General features: G+C 51.9%; 14 protein-coding genes, 2 tRNA genes and 1 pseudogene. 10 read left to right on the top strand and 7 right to left on the bottom strand.

The genetic code is table 11. From position 1 onward, the window contains the following. Positions 1–124: 124 nt before the first annotated feature. From J4E05_RS03680 to J4E05_RS03700, 5 genes are all read left to right on the top strand, one after another. Positions 125–1162 (top strand): HlyD family secretion protein, encoded by a 1038-nt coding sequence (locus tag J4E05_RS03680; protein ID WP_085590483.1) that lies wholly within the window; start codon positions 125–127, stop codon positions 1160–1162. A gap of 38 nt (positions 1163–1200) precedes the next feature. Next, a complete protein-coding gene (rbbA, locus tag J4E05_RS03685) occupies positions 1201–4002 on the top strand; it encodes a ribosome-associated ATPase/putative transporter RbbA (protein ID WP_349592475.1) in 2802 nt (933 codons plus the stop codon). A 3-nt stretch (positions 4003–4005) separates the two neighbouring features. Further along, positions 4006–5154 carry an ABC transporter permease gene (locus tag J4E05_RS03690; protein ID WP_085590485.1) on the top strand — a complete coding sequence of 383 codons (1149 nt, stop codon included), beginning with the start codon at positions 4006–4008 and terminating at the stop codon, positions 5152–5154. Positions 5155–5247: 93 nt separating this feature from the next. Continuing rightward, positions 5248–5559 carry a Dabb family protein gene (locus tag J4E05_RS03695; protein WP_349592477.1) on the top strand — a complete coding sequence of 104 codons (312 nt, stop codon included), beginning with the start codon at positions 5248–5250 and terminating at the stop codon, positions 5557–5559. A gap of 155 nt (positions 5560–5714) precedes the next feature. After that, positions 5715–6098, top strand: coding sequence for a DUF2750 domain-containing protein (locus tag J4E05_RS03700; protein WP_349592479.1), 384 nt, complete (start codon positions 5715–5717; stop codon positions 6096–6098). 173 nt (positions 6099–6271) lie between these two features. On the opposite strand, the pseudogene J4E05_RS03705 reads toward J4E05_RS03700, so the two are convergent. From J4E05_RS03705 to J4E05_RS03720, 4 genes and pseudogenes are all read right to left on the bottom strand, one after another. Continuing rightward, positions 6272–6500: pseudogene (locus J4E05_RS03705) on the bottom strand (transposase); the annotation flags it as partial. A gap of 128 nt (positions 6501–6628) precedes the next feature. Beyond that, positions 6629–6889 (bottom strand): SemiSWEET transporter, encoded by a 261-nt coding sequence (locus J4E05_RS03710; protein WP_349592481.1) that lies wholly within the window; start codon positions 6887–6889, stop codon positions 6629–6631. A gap of 193 nt (positions 6890–7082) precedes the next feature. Next, positions 7083–7159, bottom strand: a tRNA-Val gene (locus J4E05_RS03715). A gap of 15 nt (positions 7160–7174) precedes the next feature. Continuing rightward, positions 7175–7251 (bottom strand) — tRNA-Val (locus tag J4E05_RS03720). A gap of 206 nt (positions 7252–7457) precedes the next feature. Between J4E05_RS03720 and J4E05_RS03725 the strand changes: the two genes are divergently transcribed. Then, positions 7458–8327, top strand: coding sequence for an N-formylglutamate amidohydrolase (locus J4E05_RS03725; protein WP_349592483.1), 870 nt, complete (start codon positions 7458–7460; stop codon positions 8325–8327). Then, positions 8324–8914, top strand: a complete 591-nt coding sequence (locus J4E05_RS03730; protein WP_085590493.1) for a GNAT family N-acetyltransferase — start codon at positions 8324–8326, stop codon at positions 8912–8914. The genes J4E05_RS03725 and J4E05_RS03730 overlap by 4 nt, the downstream gene beginning before the upstream one ends. Before the next feature lie 1030 nt (positions 8915–9944). On the opposite strand, the gene J4E05_RS03735 is transcribed toward J4E05_RS03730, so the two are convergent. The 3 genes from J4E05_RS03735 to dgcN form a co-directional block, all read right to left on the bottom strand. Beyond that, a complete protein-coding gene (locus J4E05_RS03735; RefSeq protein ID WP_349592485.1) occupies positions 9945–11069 on the bottom strand; it encodes a GGDEF domain-containing protein in 1125 nt (374 codons plus the stop codon). Positions 11070–11448: 379 nt separating this feature from the next. Then, complete coding sequence (gene dgcA / locus J4E05_RS03740) at positions 11449–12435, bottom strand: N-acetyl-D-Glu racemase DgcA (RefSeq protein WP_349592487.1); 987 nt, start codon at positions 12433–12435, stop codon at positions 11449–11451. 1 nt (position 12436) lies between these two features. After that, on the bottom strand, positions 12437–13441 hold the full coding sequence (dgcN, locus tag J4E05_RS03745) for an N-acetyltransferase DgcN (protein WP_085590502.1): 1005 nt from the start codon (positions 13439–13441) through the stop codon (positions 12437–12439). A 275-nt stretch (positions 13442–13716) separates the two neighbouring features. On the opposite strand from dgcN, the gene J4E05_RS03750 reads away from it, so the two are divergent. The 3 genes from J4E05_RS03750 (at position 13717) to J4E05_RS03760 (ending at position 17684) form a co-directional block, all read left to right on the top strand. Continuing rightward, on the top strand, positions 13717–15066 hold the full coding sequence (locus J4E05_RS03750) for a glutamine synthetase family protein (protein WP_085590746.1): 1350 nt from the start codon (positions 13717–13719) through the stop codon (positions 15064–15066). A 232-nt stretch (positions 15067–15298) separates the two neighbouring features. Next, positions 15299–16408, top strand: coding sequence for a polyamine ABC transporter substrate-binding protein (locus J4E05_RS03755; protein ID WP_349592489.1), 1110 nt, complete (start codon positions 15299–15301; stop codon positions 16406–16408). Between the two features lie 169 nt (positions 16409–16577). Continuing rightward, positions 16578–17684 carry a polyamine ABC transporter substrate-binding protein gene (locus J4E05_RS03760; protein ID WP_085590506.1) on the top strand — a complete coding sequence of 369 codons (1107 nt, stop codon included), beginning with the start codon at positions 16578–16580 and terminating at the stop codon, positions 17682–17684. The last annotated feature ends 98 nt before the right edge of the window (positions 17685–17782 follow it).

The raw sequence follows: 17782 nt of genomic DNA on the forward strand, positions 1-17782 counted from the left end.
TAGAATAATTGGCAAATATCACCCGCTTCTCGCTGGCAAATCGATAATACCAGTGTATTCTAATATTGTGCGGTGCGGAATGTCCTGCCAGCACATCGACAATGTGATTCTGGAGCCTGCTTTTATGAAAACCCTGCGCCCTGTTCTGATTGTGCTGGCCATTCTGATTATCGTTGCCGGTGGCGGATATTATGCCTGGTTGCAAAATCAGGATGACTTGCCTGACTATATCGCATCGGGCAATGGCCGGATTGAGGCCGAAGAAATCCACGTCGCCACCAAATATGCCGGACGGGTTTCCGAAGTGCTGGTCGATGAAGGCGACCGGGTAAATGCCGGGGATATCCTTGCCAAAATGGATACATCCGAACTGGATGCCCAACTGGCACAGGCGTTGGCGCAAGAAGCCCGTGCCAAAGAAGCCGTCCCCGAAGCCAGGGCTGAAATTGTTCAACGCGAGAGCCAGTTGCGCCTGGCAAAACAACAATTGGATCGCGCGCAAAAACTGGTAAAAAATAACAATATCGCCCGCGAACAGGTGGACCAGCGCGAAGCGGACCGCGACATTGCTGTCGCCCAGCTTGAAGCTGCCCATGCCCGCCAGACCAGTGCCGAACGATCTGTCGAAGCTGCGGGTGCGGAAGTGGCGCGCATTCAGGTGCAAATTGATGATTCCGTTTTAACCGCCCCGCGTGGCGGCCGTGTGCAATACCGTCTGGCCGAACCGGGCGAAGTTCTGGCTGCGGGTGGCAAGGTTGTCACCCTGCTGGATTTAACCGACGTTTACATGACGGTGTTTTTGCCCACTTCGCAAGCGGGCCTGGCCTATGTTGGCAACGAAGCACGGATTGTGCTGGATGCAGCACCTGATTTTGTCATTCCTGCCACGGTTTCATTTGTTGCCGACAATGCCCAGTTCACCCCGCGCGAAGTTGAAACCCGGACCGAACGCGAAAAACTGATGTTCCGGGTTAAAATCCGCATCAGCTCGGATCTGCTGGAACAAAACATTGAAAAGGTCAAAACCGGCCTGCCTGGCGAAGCCTATATCATTCTTGCATCCAACAGCGGTTGGCCGGACCGTTTAAAAGTTCACCTGCCTGCCGGGGCTGGCACCGTTGATACCACAGATCACCCGGCCAGCGGGACCAGCGACCAATGATTCCCCCCACCGGTGATACACACCCCCAGAACAACAGCATGACGAACGGTCCCGACACCCGGCCAGCCGTGCGGGTCGCAAATGTTTCACATCACTATGGTAAAACCGATGCCCTGTTAAACATTAATCTGGATCTTGATCAGGGGCGCATCGTTGGTTTTATCGGGCCTGATGGCGTAGGAAAATCCACCCTGCTTGGCTTGATCTCCGGGGCGCGGCAGGTGCAAAAAGGCGACGTCATAACGCTGGGCGGTGACATGCGCAACGCCCGTCAGCGTGCCAAAACATCGCCGCGTATTGCCTATATGCCCCAGGGGCTAGGTAAAAACCTGTATATGGATTTAACCGTACGCGAAAATCTGGAATTTTTCGGTCGCCTGTTTGGGCAAAAAAAGTCCGAACGCGCCCAACGCATTGAAAATCTTGTTCAAAGCACCGGGCTGGCCCCATTTACCAACCGGCCGGCAGGTAATCTTTCGGGCGGCATGAAACAAAAGCTGGGCCTGTGCTGCGCACTGATCCACGACCCGGACATTTTAATTCTCGACGAACCAACAACCGGCGTTGACCCGTTATCACGTCAGCAATTCTGGGATTTAATCGATAGTATTCGCAAGGCACGCCGGGGCATGACCGTGCTGGTTGCCACCGCCTATATGGATGAAGCCAGCCGGTTTGACCATTTGATTGCCATGAATGACGGCAAAATCCTGGCGCGCGGCACGGCGCAGGAATTATTGAAACAAACAAAAACCGACAGCCTCGAAGCTGCCTTTATCGCCCTTCTGCCCGAAGACCAGCGCAAGGACCACAAGGAACTGGTTATTCCGCCGCGCCCCGAAAGCGGCGATAAACCCGCCATCGAAGCAAAAGACCTGACCAAAAAGTTTGGCGATTTCACCGCTGTTGATCATGTCAGTTTTCGCATTGAGCGGGGCGAGATTTTTGGATTTTTAGGCTCTAACGGGTGCGGCAAAACCACCACCATGAAAATGCTGACCGGCCTGCTGCCCGCATCCGAGGGCAAGGCATGGCTATTTGGCGAACCCTCGAACGGCACCGACCTTAAAATGCGCGAACGGGTCGGCTATATGTCGCAGGCCTTTTCGCTATATTCCGAACTCACCGTGCGTCAAAATCTGGATTTGCACGCGCGGCTGTTTCACTTGCCGCCCGATCAACTCTCGTCACGCATCGATGACCTTTCAACCCGGTTTGGCTTGACCCATTATATGGATGATCTGGCTGAAAAACTGCCATTGGGGGTGCGACAGCGCCTGTCGCTGGCTGTTGCGATCATTCATTCGCCTGAAATCCTTATTCTTGACGAACCCACATCGGGGGTAGACCCGATCGCACGCGATGATTTCTGGCAATTGTTAATCGATCTGTCGCGCAATCAGGATGTGACAATTTTTATTTCCACCCATTTCATGAACGAAGCCGCACGGTGTGACCGTATTTCCCTGATGCATGCTGGTCAGGTTCTCGATAGCGACACGCCAGCGGCACTTGTAAAAAAACGCGGCACCGAAACGCTGGAACAGGCCTTTATCGCCTATCTGAAAGAGGCCACTGGCGACACTGACAAAACCGGGCGGAGTACGAATGCCAAAGATGCCACGCCTGGCATTGGCGAGATTAGCACCGACGAAGATGCCGAAAACGAGACCTTTATCGCGGCCGCCAACTGGGCGGAAACCGCTGTTCCCGGCTTTAGCCCGCGTCGCATGTGGGCCTATAGCCTGCGCGAGGCAATGGGGTTAATTCGCGATCCGATCCGGCTGGTCTTTGCTTTGCTTGGCACATTAATTTTAATGCCGGTTTTTGGCCTTGGCATTACGTTCGATGTTGAAAACCTGACCTATGCCGCACTGGATCGTGACCAGACCCCCGAAAGCCGCACCTATCTGGAAGGTTTGGCCGGATCGCGATATTTCACGGAAAAACCACCCCTGCACAGCTATGCCGAAATGGAAAACCGCATCAAAAGCGGTGAACTGGCACTGATAGTAGAAATTCCGCCAAATTTTGGCCGCAAGCTGCAACAAAATCGTAGCCCGGAAATTGCCGCTACCATTGATGCCACCATGCCGTTTCGCGCCGAAACCATCCATGGTTATGTGCAGGGCATTCACCAAAAGTATGTTGGCGACAACATCATGCGCGAAACCGGCAATGTGGCAACCACCCTGCCCGCCGGCATTCAGGCCCGCTATCGCTATAATCAGGATTTCAAAAGCATCTATGCCATTGTGCCATCGGTGATTGCCTTGTTGCTGGTATTTATTCCAGCGGTGCTGATGGCGGTTGGCGTGGTGCGCGAAAAGGAACTGGGCTCGATTACCAACCTGTATGTTACTCCGGTAAGCCGGTTTGAATTTTTGCTTGGCAAACAATTGCCCTATATAGCATTGGGAATGATCAATTTTTCCCTGATGACATTCATGGCGGTTGTTGTCTTTGGTGTGCCGGTAAAAGGCAGCTTTCTGGCATTGGTCCTAGGGGCTTTCCTGTTTGTGGTCTCAACAACCGGGCTGGGATTGCTGATTTCGTCTTTCACCAAAACCCAAATTGCCGCCCTGTTTGGCACCGCCATTGCCACCATGATCCCGTCGGTCATGTTTTCGGGCATGATGCAGCCAATATCCTCGCTTGAGGCCGGGCCGCGCGTTTTATCCATGATCATTCCCACCTCGCACTTCATGACCATCAGTGTCGGGGTCTTTACCAAGGCATTGGGATTAATGGCGCTATATCCGCAATTCATCATTCTGGCATTGTTTTTTCCGGCCCTGACAGGCCTTTCAATGCTGCTTCTTCCCCGGCAGGAGCGCTAGGACATGAAACTGCGTCATCGTCTTGAAAACATCTATCGCCTGGGGATCAAGGAACTGTTCAGTCTGCGACAGGATGTGGTGTTGCTGGCCCTGATCGTCTGGGCATTTTCGTTTGCCATTTACACCGCGGCCACCGGCCTGTCACATGACCTGCATAACGCATCAATTGCCGTGGTCGATCAGGACAGATCGCAACTTTCAACCCGCCTGCGAGATGCGCTTGAAAAACCCTATTTTAAAACGCCGGTCCTGATCAATTACAGCGATATCGACCCGGTAATGGATAGCGGCCAATATACCTTTGTGCTGGTTATTCCCACCGATTTCGAAGCCGATGTGATTGCCGGGCGAAAACCCGATATCCAGTTAAATATCGATGCCACCGCCATGATGCAGGCGGGAATTGGCGAAGGATATATCAACAGTATTTTCAGTCAGGAAGTTCGCACATGGATGGGCGGCAAAACCCAGGCTGCAGGCGAAACGGCACAATCTCCAATCGATCTGGTCTTGCGCTACGCCTTTAACCCCAATGCCGAAAGTTCGTGGTTTACCAGCGTTATGGAAATCATCAATAACGTAACCATGCTGTCAATCATTCTGGCCGGGGCGGCACTGATCCGCGAACGCGAACATGGCACCATTGAACATTTGCTGGTGATGCCACTGGCCCCGTTTGAAATTATGATGGCAAAGGTATGGTCAAACGGGCTGATCATTCTGGTTGCGGCAGGCCTGTCATTGGGGCTGGTGGTTGAGCTGATGCTTAAGGTCCCCATTGCCGGGTCCGAAGCCCTGTTTTTGGCAGGAACGGTCTTATACCTGTTTTTTGCCACCGCACTGGGCATTTTTCTGGCCACGCTGGCACAATCCATGCCGCAATTTGGCTTGTTGTTTATGCTGGTGGTCTTGCCCATGCGCCTGCTTTCAGGCGGCTATACCCCAACCGAAAGCCAGCCACAGCTCATGCAATGGATCATGACATTTGTACCATCAACCCATTATGTCAAATTTGCCCAGTCGATCTTATATCGCGGTGCGGGGCTGGATATTGTCTGGCCGGAATTTGCCATGGTCGCAGGCATTGGCGGGCTGTTTTTTGCCTTTGCCGCCTTCCGGTTTCGGAAATCCATTGCCGTAATGCGCACATAAATCGTGGCAAGCGGCTGGCGATGCGGTATTTTGCGCCCACATAACAAAAACAACCGCCCATCGCCAATTGGCCAATACAAGGAAGTACGCCTGATGATCCGCCATATTGTTCTGGTTAATTTCAAACCTGATACCAGCGAAAAAACAATTCAAAACCTGTTTGATCGCCTGGCAGCACTCCGCGACCAGCTACCCGGCATGCGCGATTTCGACGCCAGCCCGTCGATCAGCCCCGAAGGGCTGGAACAGGGTTTCAGGCACGGCATTTGCATTGATTTTGTCGATGAAGCCGCCCGGGATGCCTACCTTGCCCTGCCCGACCACAAAGCATTGGGGGCGGAACTGGTCAGCCTTGCCGAAGGTGGCATCAAGGGCCTGCTGGTATTTGACCTGAAAATAGGCTGATCAAGCGGTAGAGAAGCTACAAAAGGTATAGATGTCAGCATTCAAATTTGTAGGATCGTAGCCTTCATCGACTACGGCGTAAATGCGACGACAATGGTTTGAAGAACAACAGAACGCCACTAGAATGATTCAATATAAATTTATATGATATCACGATGGAAATTAGTCAGAAACAAATCAATGCTGTTGTTGCGCTGCCAGGGCCAGACAGATACGCGCACTTCATAAAAAAAATCGTGGATCGAGAAGAGGTTTGGGGGCTACATCTTGATGGATGGGCTTTGGCAGGACAAGGAGAGGATAAAAATTTATTTCCGGTTTGGCCTTTAAAGGAATATACGCTTTTATGCGCCGATCATGAATGGAATGGTTTTGTTCCAAAATCACTTTCTCTTGAAGAATTTGTTGATGAGTTGTTGCCGAAATTGAAGAGGGATGAAGTAGGCGTTGCTGTTTTTTATACACCATTTGATCTTGGAGTTGTTCCCTCTTTTGATCAGCTGCGTGAGGATATAGAAAATGAAATTAAAAAATACTAAGTTTTGATAAATCTCTGACAAACCTTCTCCTATCGAACCTCCATCAGGATAACTTTCTCCCCCAAAACCCCGTCCAGGTCCGCAATCACCAAAGCCCCCTCAAAACCCTGTTAGATCGGTATAGGAAAAAAGGGTTTTTACGGACATCAGCTTGCGCTTACAGTCAGGAATTAAAGCCCTCGGCGAATAATAACACCCTGAAGCATTTCACGATCAAGCATCAGGTCGGCAACAATCTTTTTGAGGCGGTTATTCTCGTCTTCAAGAGCCTTGGGCCGACGCATCTCGTCGGGCAACAAACCCGCATATTTATTTTTACAATTAAAAATACGTCGCCTGACTGATGCCGGCCTTGCGGCATATGCCCGTAACCAGCATTCCACTCTCTCCCTACTTCAAGATGAATACTTTCTGCGCGTCCGAGAATTAGATGCTTTCATATCTTCCGCGCCTTATTGCTAACCAAAAATCTGGCGCGGAAAACTCCAATCAAAAACGATCCAATTTAAAAGGCGCAGAGCAATTCGCGATCAGCCGTGCCGGATTTTGAACCCCAGAATGATGGATGCGAGCAGGAAGGTCAGCCCGTTGGAAATGATCACGGGCCAGTCACCGTTGAGCAGACCATAGACAAACCACAGCGCGATGCCGGTACATAATACCAAAAACATGCCCAACGATATGTCTGCAGTTGATCGGGTGCGCCATGTGCGCAGGACTTGCGGCAAAAAAGCCAGCGTCGTCAGGCTGCCTGCCAGAAGGCCCAAAACCGTTTCAAATGGTAACCCCATAGCATGCTCCTGCATCACGAAAGCAACCTGTCACTTGAATGCATTCAACACACAATCTGCACGCTTTCAAGTCAGAAAAAGTTCAATCCATAAAATTTCAAAAAATTATGAAAAAACAAGGCATTGGGGAACCGGGAAAAGGGACAGGAACGGCCCGAATGCACAAAACCCCGCCAAACGGGCGGGGTTGGAATGGTGGGCCTAACAAGACTCGAACTTGTGACCTCTCGCATGTCAAGCGAACGCTCTAACCAACTGAGCTATAGGCCCTTATATGTGCGAAGATGGTGGGCCTAACAAGACTCGAACTTGTGACCTCTCGCATGTCAAGCGAACGCTCTAACCAACTGAGCTATAGGCCCATCTTGCCATCTTCCGTTTGCCGCAATATGGTTACTTGCTAAAATGCTTTAGCGTTGTTTCTTGCGGCGCAGCGGTATTTAGCCCAAGGCTTGCAAAGGTGCAACCCCCCATTTGGCTTTTTGCAAAAAAATCTTCATGATAAGAGAATGCCTCGCCCGATTTGCACCATGTTGGTGCCCCTGACAGCCCGTGCGACGAAAGCCACATGAACCTGATGCCACCTGAACAAAGCACCAGCACCCCGGCGACTGTTTTTTTGCCGCAACAACAGACCCTCCCTGTGGTCTTTGCATCCCCTCATTCTGGTCGGGCCTATCCCGATGATTTGGTGTCGCAAGCACGAATCGATGCTTTTGCCCTTCGTGCATCGGAAGATGCCTTTGTTGACCGGCTGTTTGCCGCTGCCCCCCAAAGCGGCGCACCACTTCTATGTGCCAATTTTCCCCGTGCCTATGTCGATGTTAATCGTGGCGCGCTGGAACTTGACCCCCGCATGTTTGACGGTGAACTCCCCGAAGATGCAGATATACATTCAATGCGCGCCCTGTCCGGGCTCGGGTCGATCCCGCGTGTGGTCAGTGGCGGGGTGGAAATTTACAAAACCCGCTTGCCAATTACGGATGCGTTGCAACGTATCGATGCCTGTTACACCCCCTACCACACCGCCCTGCAAAAGCTCATCGACACCACACGTGACCAGTTTGGTTATTGTATCCTGATCGATTGTCATTCGATGCCAGGCGATTCGATGAATTCCACACAGTCTCCGGTTGAACTGGTCCTGGGTGATTGTTACGGACGATCCTGCCACCCGACATTAACCCGTTTTGTCAGCGAATGTTTTCGCGACATGGGCTATCGCCCGGCCTATAACGACCCCTACGCGGGCGGTTATTGCACCCGTCACTACGGGCAGCCTGACCAGCACGTCCACACCCTGCAAATCGAAATTAACCGCGCCCTGTATATGGAAGAAGAAACCCTGACACCCCATCGCGGTTTCACTGTTCTGCGCGATCAGATGAGCAAACTTATCGACACCTTTCACCAGTTCGACGGGAGCCCCCTGGAATGACCGCCGCCACCACCGATCATAAACTGGGCGATTTGCTGATCCGCGATGCCCGACCCGATGACTTTGCCCGCATCACCGAAATTTACGGCCACCATGTGCTGCATGGTCTTGCCTCGTTCGAGGAACGCGCCCCCGAAATTGCCGAACTGACGGCACGCTGGCAGCATGTGCGCGAACGCGGCCTGCCCTATCTCATCGCCGAAATTGACGGCAATGTCGAAGGCTTCGCCTATGCCGGCGCCTATCGCCCCCGCCCGGCCTATCGCTTCACCGTCGAGGATACCATTTATATTGCCCCGGAAATTGTCGGCAAAGGGGCCGGGCGCGCCCTGTTGTCAGAACTGATCACGCGCTGTACCGCCTTGGAATACCGCCAGATGGTCGCCATTATTGGCGATTCCGCAAATGTTGCCTCCATCGGCCTTCATGCCCGGCTTGGCTTTCGGGTGGCGGGAACGTTGCAGTCGGCGGGCTATAAACTGGGCCGCTGGGTCGATAGCGTGATCATGCAGCGCGGCCTTGGCGACGGCGATGGCACCATCCCCGAGATGGATCCCCGAACAACACCTCCCCCAAACACGCCATGATAAAGCGGACAAGTCGCGTAATTACCGCCACTTACACCGCAACGCACAAAACGGTAACGAGATTTTTTCCGGAGCCCGAATAGCACCCAAATTGTGCCACGCCACAATCAAAAACGCTGAAAACCCTAGATTCCAGACAAAAAAAAGGCCGCCTATGACAGCGGCCCAAGTCTAGGGAGGAAACGTCCAAGAAACGAGCGAACTAGTCGCTCGCCGGAATGCGCTACGTCCTACCGCAGCGCACAAATGGAGAATAGCCAGATCCTCGCTGCCTTGCAACATGTTTCTGTCTATTTTTTTATCATTAAAATTTATGCTGTTTTTTTGACCAAAAATTCACAGGACTGACACTTTTTCGATCCGCAGATGCCGCAAATTGTGGCACCTGGTCAGTAAACCTGTCCAAAATTTCAAAAGAATCGGGGCCGAATCGCCAGCATTAATTCGGGCGAAATTTTCAATTTCCCATTCTTAATGTCGGAAAACGAAGATTCTATCACCCCGGCATCGTCAAATTTTCTGAAAATCGGTAACCCAACACCACATCATAACGTGCTCAGCTCATGATCAGGTGTTCCTGCACCGTGCAAAGCCCTTAAAAAAGCACAGAACAGAAAAAGCTACACCCGGGCCAGGGGCACAATAGCTGCAATGACAAACACCTGCACCTTCACCAGCACAACCAAACACACCGCACGTCACGACAAGAAGGATGTAAAGCACGCGACATCAAGCCCGAACCCATCTAATCGTTCCCACCCCTGCGTACCGATCCGATAGTGCCTTGCCCCGCTTATGGCATTGAAGCCATAAAAACTGCAGAAACAGCAGGCGATGCTTCATGCTGGTTATGCAGCACCACGAAATTTCAAAATGACGGGAAATTGCACGCCCGGGGCCGGGGCTAGGGCCATGATCATGACCAGGAGATTCTTGCCCCTTAAACCCGGATTTGATCTGGGAACGTCACGCGTTCCAAACAAGGTGATATCCCCGAACCTGCGGCCAGAAATTTGTGGATATGGCAAAATCAGGAAATGATTGTTCCGACAGATAATGACGGTTCGCAGGCCGGGTGCAAAATCACAGTCGCCCCGGCCCCTTCAGGCCGGGCGGGGCGCGAAACGATGCGGGAAATTCCCATACCGTCTGTTTCCTGATCTTTTTTAATTTCATACATACGCTGATCCGCCAGATCAACCAGCGTATGGGGATCTTCTATTTTGTCTTCAATACGCTCGGCAATGCCGACGCTACAATGCTGACGCCCCCCGTCAGGAAGCTCTGTTAGGCCATCTTCAACAACACGGCGCATCACTTCGCGCGCCTGCGCCGTACTAAGACCAGGCAGCAGGACCAAAAATTCCTCTCCGCCCCACCGTACAACTACATCGCCACGGCGCAGGCCCTCAACCAGGCTTTCACCACTTTTGGCCAGAATACGATCACCGCGGTCATGACCGAACTGGTCGTTCACCTGTTTGAAATTATCCAGATCGACAAATGCAATTGCAAACGGGCGGCAATTACGTCGGGCGGCTTCAAACCCCAAAAACAGCATTTCGCTGCCAAAACCACGGCTATACGCCCCTGTCAGGGGGTCCTGCGCAATTTGCTGAATATTGATAATGGTTCGGTGTAACTGCAACAATGCCGATAGTGCCGCCGTCATCGTCATAACCAGAAAAAGCACCCGGGTGGACATTAACCCCGCATCCACCGCACCCGTGGTATCGGGCAGCAACCCCGACACATCAAGCGCCGCAGGAATAGCCAGAAAAGCGCAAACCTCAATCAGGGACAGGGGCATTGCGGCAAGCAACATCCCCATTGCCAGCAACAATAACGAATGGGTCATTACCGACGCGGCCAATGCCGCAGGATCGGCCAGTGACAGGCCAAACAGCACCCCCGCAGACACCATTAAAAGGGCAAAGGGCAATAAAGGCATCTTGCGCCGCAACCGCGAACCAAAGCGCCCGTCAAGAACCACCCAAAATGCCACCAGCACAACGACCAGCCGTGACACATTTAAAACATTGGCAGAAAACAACGTTTCATAGGTGCCGTCCCATAACGGGGCGCAAAACAGAAACAGCAGAACAAAACCCGCTGCCAGCCGCCCGGTATGACGTAAAATTTCCGAACGCCGCAAACGCAAGGCATCGTTATGGAAAAAAGGTATGACAAGATCGCGACAATCATATCGCAATCGCCCTCGAAGGGAAGACGCCAAAGGATATTTCGAGGCTGGCACCAAGGGGCTCCGTCACCTATTTCGACCAGGAGCACCCAGCGCCCCGGAAATTCAAAGCTATCCTCACCTTATAATTGCGAAATGACAACTATCCATAAGAGCAGCAAATTCGCAATAAAAGTAAATTAGCAGCAAATTTTCGGAATTATTATGAATATAATCGGTATATTATACGCAATATTTAGTGGTAAATGCCAAAATGACAAAGGGGCAGTTTTGCAACTGCCCCTTTATTCATCACCTGCACTGACAAAGAACCGACGTCACACCTGTCAGATCATCCCCAAAGATTTACATCCGGCAATGCCATCACACCTTTGGTAAATTCAATGCCATCGTCGCGATCTTTTGCCATCCAGAGCGGCCCGTCCAGGTCAACAATGCGAGCTTTTGCGGCCACCACCATGGCAGGTGCCATCGCAAGCGATGTTCCAACCATGCAGCCCACCATCAATTGCATCCCCGCCTCGAGGGCAGCATCGGCAAGTTCAAGTGCGCCGGTCAGACCGCCGGTTTTATCGATCTTGATATTGATCATGTCATAAAGCCGGGCCAGACGCGGAATATCGGCCACCGTATGAACCGATTCATCCGCGCACAGCAAAACCGGGCAATCAATATCTACCAGCCCGTCATCATTGCCCGCAGGCAAGGGTTGTTCGATCATTTCGACACCCAGCGCATCAAGCTCGGCCCCGATATCGCGCAACAGCTCGATTGACCAGGCCTCGTTGGCATCAACAATCAAACGCGATGTTGGCGCGCCTTCACGCACGGCCCGCACCGATTCCAGCACGTTCTCGCCGTTCAGCTTTAACTTCAAAAGCGGCGCGGATGCCGCTTTTTTAGCTGCTTCACGCATCGCATCAGGGGTATCAAGGCTTAACGTTTCTGCCGTAACCAGCCCTTCGGGCGCTGGGGTTTCAAGCCCGGGCAAATCCCAGACCCGGCGGCCAAAACGTTTGGCTTCCAGGTCCCAATAGGCACAGTCAACCGCATTGCGCGCGGCCCCGGCCTTCATTGCATCTTGCAATTCCGTCCGTGTCATACCGCGATCAAGTGCGTCTGCCTGTGCCGTGATATCGGCAATCACCTGATCAATCGACTCGCCATAACGGGCATAGGGAACACATTCCCCGCGCCCGCTAAATTCCCCATCACTCAGGGTAACAACCACCACTTCTGCCTGGGTTTTCGCCCCGCGTGAAATTTTAAAAGCTGTTCGTAGCGGCCAGACTTCGGATGTGACGCTTAATTTCGGCACATCAGATCTCCTGCAGTTTGTCGACAATCGGGGCAACGCCGTTGCGCACCGGATCCACACATGGCAGGCCAAATTCAGCCGACACGTCCGCCATCAGCTTTTTTGCCGCCGCGTCATCAAGGGCCTTGGTGTTAATGGCAAACCCCACCACCACACAATCGGGGTTGGTCAGGCGCGCATGCATCAGGTTAACTTCCAGCGTGGTTTTCAAATCCGGCAGGGAATAACCGGGCAAACCGCGCATATGGGTACGAGTCGGCTCGTGGCACACCACCAGAGCATCAGCCTGGGAGCCATGCAACAGGCCCATCGAAACGCCCGCAAACGAGGCATGGAACAGGCTGCCCTGCCCTTCGACAACATCCCAGTGATCCGCATCATTGGCCGGAGCAATGGTTTCAACAGCACCGGAAATAAAATCGGAAATCACCGCATCAACCGAAATGCCTTCGCCTGCAATGAAAATGCCTGTCTGCCCGGTGGCGCGGAAGGTTGATTTAATGCCGCGCTTTTTCATTTCTTCTTCAATGGCCAGGGCGGTATACATTTTACCAACCGAGCAATCAGTGCCAACGGCCAAAACGCGCTTGCCGCTGCGCTTTTCGCCATTGCCAATCGGCAATTTTCCGCTGAAGTGACGCACGTCAAACAGCGAAACGCCCTTGGCGGCGGCGGCTTCAACCAGTTCAGGGATCGTGCTCAGCTTGGTGTGCAAACCATTGGCAATGTCCATACCGGCGTCAATCGCGGCCAGCAGGGTTTCCATCCATGCCGGTCCGATAATACCACCACGGTTGGCAACGCCCAGAACCAGGGTTTTCACACCCGCTTCGCGGGCTTCGGCAATGGTCATATCTGGCAGGCCAAGGTCGGCATGGCAGTTTTCCAAACGCAATTGGCCCTTGCACCATTCCGGGCGCCATTGTTTGATGCCAATGGCGGTCTTCGCGGCCAGTTCATCCGGGGCATCGCCAAGAAACATTAGATAGGGATGTTCGATTTTCATTCTTTACCTCCTTGACCAGCACACAAGCGCTGAACTTATAATCTGAAAGCGACTATAGCCTGAATAGGACGTTTCCTGCCAGTTTTACTCTTGGGTCATATTCGGCTATATCGTTAGATGTTCGCATTGAATTCGGAAAAACGCATAAAAAACCGAAATTTATTCGATCATTTGCCAACTTAAACACAGTTTGTTGTAAAGGACGCCGGTAAAAACCGGTAAAAAAGCAATAAACTGCAATTATGAAGGACTGGCGTGAAAGCGCCCGACTTATGATGAGTACGGATCTCAAAACGTGGCTATCCGAACGAAAAATTGAAGAAGTCGAATGTATTGTCCCTGACATGTCAGGGGTGGCACGCGGGAAGGTGTTGCCAACCCAAAAGTTTTTGCGCGGGGTTGAAAACAAAAGCCTCGCCATTCCCGAGGCAATTTTCTGCCTGACTGTCACCGGTGGATACCCCGAAGAAACCGATGCATTTCTGGACCCGGCGGAAAAAGACGTGGTGATGGTACCTGATGCCGAAACCATTCGTGTTGTTCCCTGGTACGAAGAACCAACCGCCCAGATCATTTGCGATTGTTACCATTTTTCCGGCGAGGAAGTGTCGATTTCCCCGCGCAATGTTCTTAAACGGGTCCTCAAACAGTTTGAAAACCTGGGCATGCGCCCGATCATTGCCCCGGAACTTGAATTTTATCTGGTTGCCAAAAACACCGACCCTGACAACCCGCTTGAACCGCCTGTCGGGCGTTCTGGCCGACCGGAACGGGCATCAAACGCCTTTGGCATTGATGCCATTAACGAATTCGACCCGCTGATCGAAGACCTTTACGACTATTGCGAGGCCATGAATATCGATGCCGATACCATGAGCCACGAATCGGGCCCGGCACAGCTGGAAATGAACTTTAACCATGGTGCGCCGCTCGAACTTGCCGATCAGTCGTTTTTGTTTAAGCGCACGCTGCGTGAAACGGCATTAAAACACGGTGTCTATGGCACATTTATGGCCAAACCAATGGGCAACCTGCCCGGCAGCGCCATGCATATTCACCAAAGCCTGATCGATATCGACACCGGCAGAAACCTGTTTTCCAATGAAGACGGCGAAAATTCCAAACTGTTCCTGAACTATATTGGTGGCTTGCAGCGTTATTTGCCCGCGGCAATGCCGTTGCTGGCCCCGAACATGAACAGCTATCGCCGGTTGCAGCCGTGGTCGGATGCGCCAATCAACATGCACTGGGCACTGGATAACCGCACGGTTGGCCTGCGCCAGCCCAACGGCCCGCCCAGTGCCCGCCGGATCGAAAACCGCATTCCGGGTGCCGACGCCAACCCTTATCTGGCGATTGCGGCTTCTCTTGCCTGTGGCCTTTTGGGCATTCAGGAAGAAATCGATCCGACAACACCGATCGAAGGATCGGGTTATGACCGGGCGCATTCCCTGCCCCGACATATCCACGAAGCCCTGGCAAAATTCAGCCGGTCCCGCCCCTTAAAGGAACTGCTGGGTGACGAATTTTCTGCCGCAGTTCTGGCAGTTAAGGAAGCCGAATGGGATGCATACCAAACCGTGATCAGCGCATGGGAACGTGAGCATCTTCTGCTTAACGTTTAACCCTGATCGTTTTAATGTGCCGTGAATTCACGCAAATATTGCGCCGAAATCGATATTTCGGCGCAATTATTTTTTGTAATATACGAAATAAACAGCATAAAATTCAAAACACGCCAAGACTCTGATTCAAGTGTTTGACAAAATCCGGAAACCTCACAGGATTATGGCAGGCATGGGAGGAACAGGGAGGCCCCCATGATAAATGACGTTGCCACCAGGGAGGCACCGCAAAATGAAACCAAACAAAAAATCTATCAGCCTGACAGCCTTTACGACCGCCATTGGCCTTTTAAGCCTTGCCCATAACGTATCGGCACAAGAAGTTTTAAATATTTACAACTGGTCAGACTATATTGCCGAAGATACCGTCGCCAATTTTGAAAAGGAATTTGGCGTCAAGGTTAACTACGATGTTTATGACAGCACCCAGATGGTCGAGGCAAAGTTGCTGGCTGGCAATTCCGGTTATGACCTTGTGGTGCCAACGCTGGCCGATGCCGAGCGCCTGATCAAGGCCGGGTTATTCTTGAAACTCGACAAGTCGCAATTGCCTAATTACAGCAATCTGGACCCGGCAATTCTCAAGCAAACAGCCAAATACGACACCGACAATGCCTATGCCGTACCCTATTTGTGGGGCACAAACGGCATTGGCTATAACGTTGCCAAAATCAGGGAAGTTTTGGGCGATGACGCGCCGGTCGATAGCTGGTCGATGGTATTTGACCCCAAATATGCCGAGGCTCTTGGCAAATGCGGGCTAACCATGCTGGACGATCCCAGCGAAATTGTCCCCCTTGTTAGTGCTTATTTAGGTACTGCCGACACGCCGCAAAACATTGAAACCGTCGAGGCCGCAATGGCGCAACTTGAAAAAGTTCGCCCTTACATCACCTATTTCCACAGTTCCCAATATATCAACGATCTGGCGAATGGTAACATTTGCGCCGCCATTGGCTGGTCGGGTGATATCTATATGGCCGCGTCACGCGCTGCGGAGGCCAATAATGGCAACGAGATCAAATATGTTATTCCCAAGGAAGGCACGTTGATCTGGTTTGATACCATGATGATCCCGGCTGATGCCTCGCATCCTGACCTTGCCCTGAAATTCATCAACTATATTTTGCGGGGCGATGTCAGTGCGGCAATCACGAATTATGTCGAATATGCAGGCCCCAACCTGGCCGCAATGGATATGATCGAGGACCGCATCAAAAACAATCCCGGCGTTTATCCGTCAGACGAGGTGAAAGAACGACTGCGTTCCAAGGTTGAACCCGGGCAAAAAATTCTGCGCACCAGAACCCGGTTATGGACCAAACTGAAAACCGGCCAATAAACGCGATCAACATCAAGGTTTATGCGTGCTTGAAAACACAAAATTAGTGGCGTGCCAGTATCTTGTGTTTGACAAATCCGCGAACCGTTTAAAGGATAGATCAGAGCTTGCAGGGGCAACATCCCCCGTTTGCCTGTCTCAACGCTGTCATTAAGGGAGGCACAGCGACATGTCGTCACTAAAAAAATGCACCACCAGCCTGGTTGCGCTGGTCGCGGCTGTTTCAGCCCATGCGACCATTGCATCGGCCGAGGATGTATTGAACATCTATAACTGGTCGGATTATATCGCCGAGGATACCGTTGCCAATTTCGAAAAGGAATATGGCGTAAAGGTCAACTACGATGTCTATGACAGCAATCAGGTTGTCGAAGCCAAATTGCTGGCAGGACATTCGGGCTATGACATTGTTGTGCCAACTCTGGCCGATGCCCAACGCCTGATCCAGGCTGATATTTTCCAGAAGCTGGATAAATCCAAATTGCCAAACTATGGCAACCTGGACCCGGCTATTTTGAAACAGACTGCCAAATACGACCCCGACAATGCCTATGCCGTACCCTATATGTGGGGCACAAACGGCTATGGCTACAATGTCGACAAGGTTAAGGAAATTCTGGGCGATGATGCCCCGACCGATAGCTGGGCGCTTATTTTTGATCCGAAATACGCCGAACCGTTGTCAAAATGTGGCCTGACCCTGCTTGATGATCCGGGGGAAATGGTTGATCCGGTTAATTTCTATCTGGGTAATGGCGACAAACCGCAAAGCAAGGAAACCATTCAGGCCGCGATGACGCAGCTTGAAAAAGTTCGTCCGTTTATCACCTATTTCAACAGTTCCCAGTACATCAACGATCTTGCCAACGGCAATGTCTGCGTTTCTGTCGGTTTTTCCGGCGACGTGTTTATGGCGCGTGACCGTGCCGACGAAGCCGAAAATGATGTTCACATCAATTATGTGATCCCGAAGGAAGGCACGTTGATCTGGTTTGACACCATGTTAATCCCGGCCGATGCACCGCACCCCGATCTGGCACACAAATTCATCAATTATGTTCTTGATGCCAAGGTTAGTGCCTCGATCACCAACTATGTTACCTATGCTGGCCCGAACCTGGCAGCGATGGAATATGTTGATGATGAAATCAAAAATAACCCCGGCATTTATCCGTCGGACGAGGTAAAGGCAAAACTGCGCGCCAAGGTTGAACCCGGGCCCAAATTGCTGCGCGAACGGACCCGTTTGTGGACCAAATTGAAAACCGGCCAGTAAGGTCTGTTTCAATAAAAAACGGATATACACAAGGCGCGGTCCCCCCGCGCCTTGTTTTTTTAATGACTCGTATTACGCAACGCGAAAAAACCCTTCGC

The sequence above is a fragment of the Thalassospira sp. NFXS8 genome (genome assembly GCF_040148805.1).
Classification (GTDB): Bacteria; Pseudomonadota; Alphaproteobacteria; order Rhodospirillales; family Thalassospiraceae; genus Thalassospira.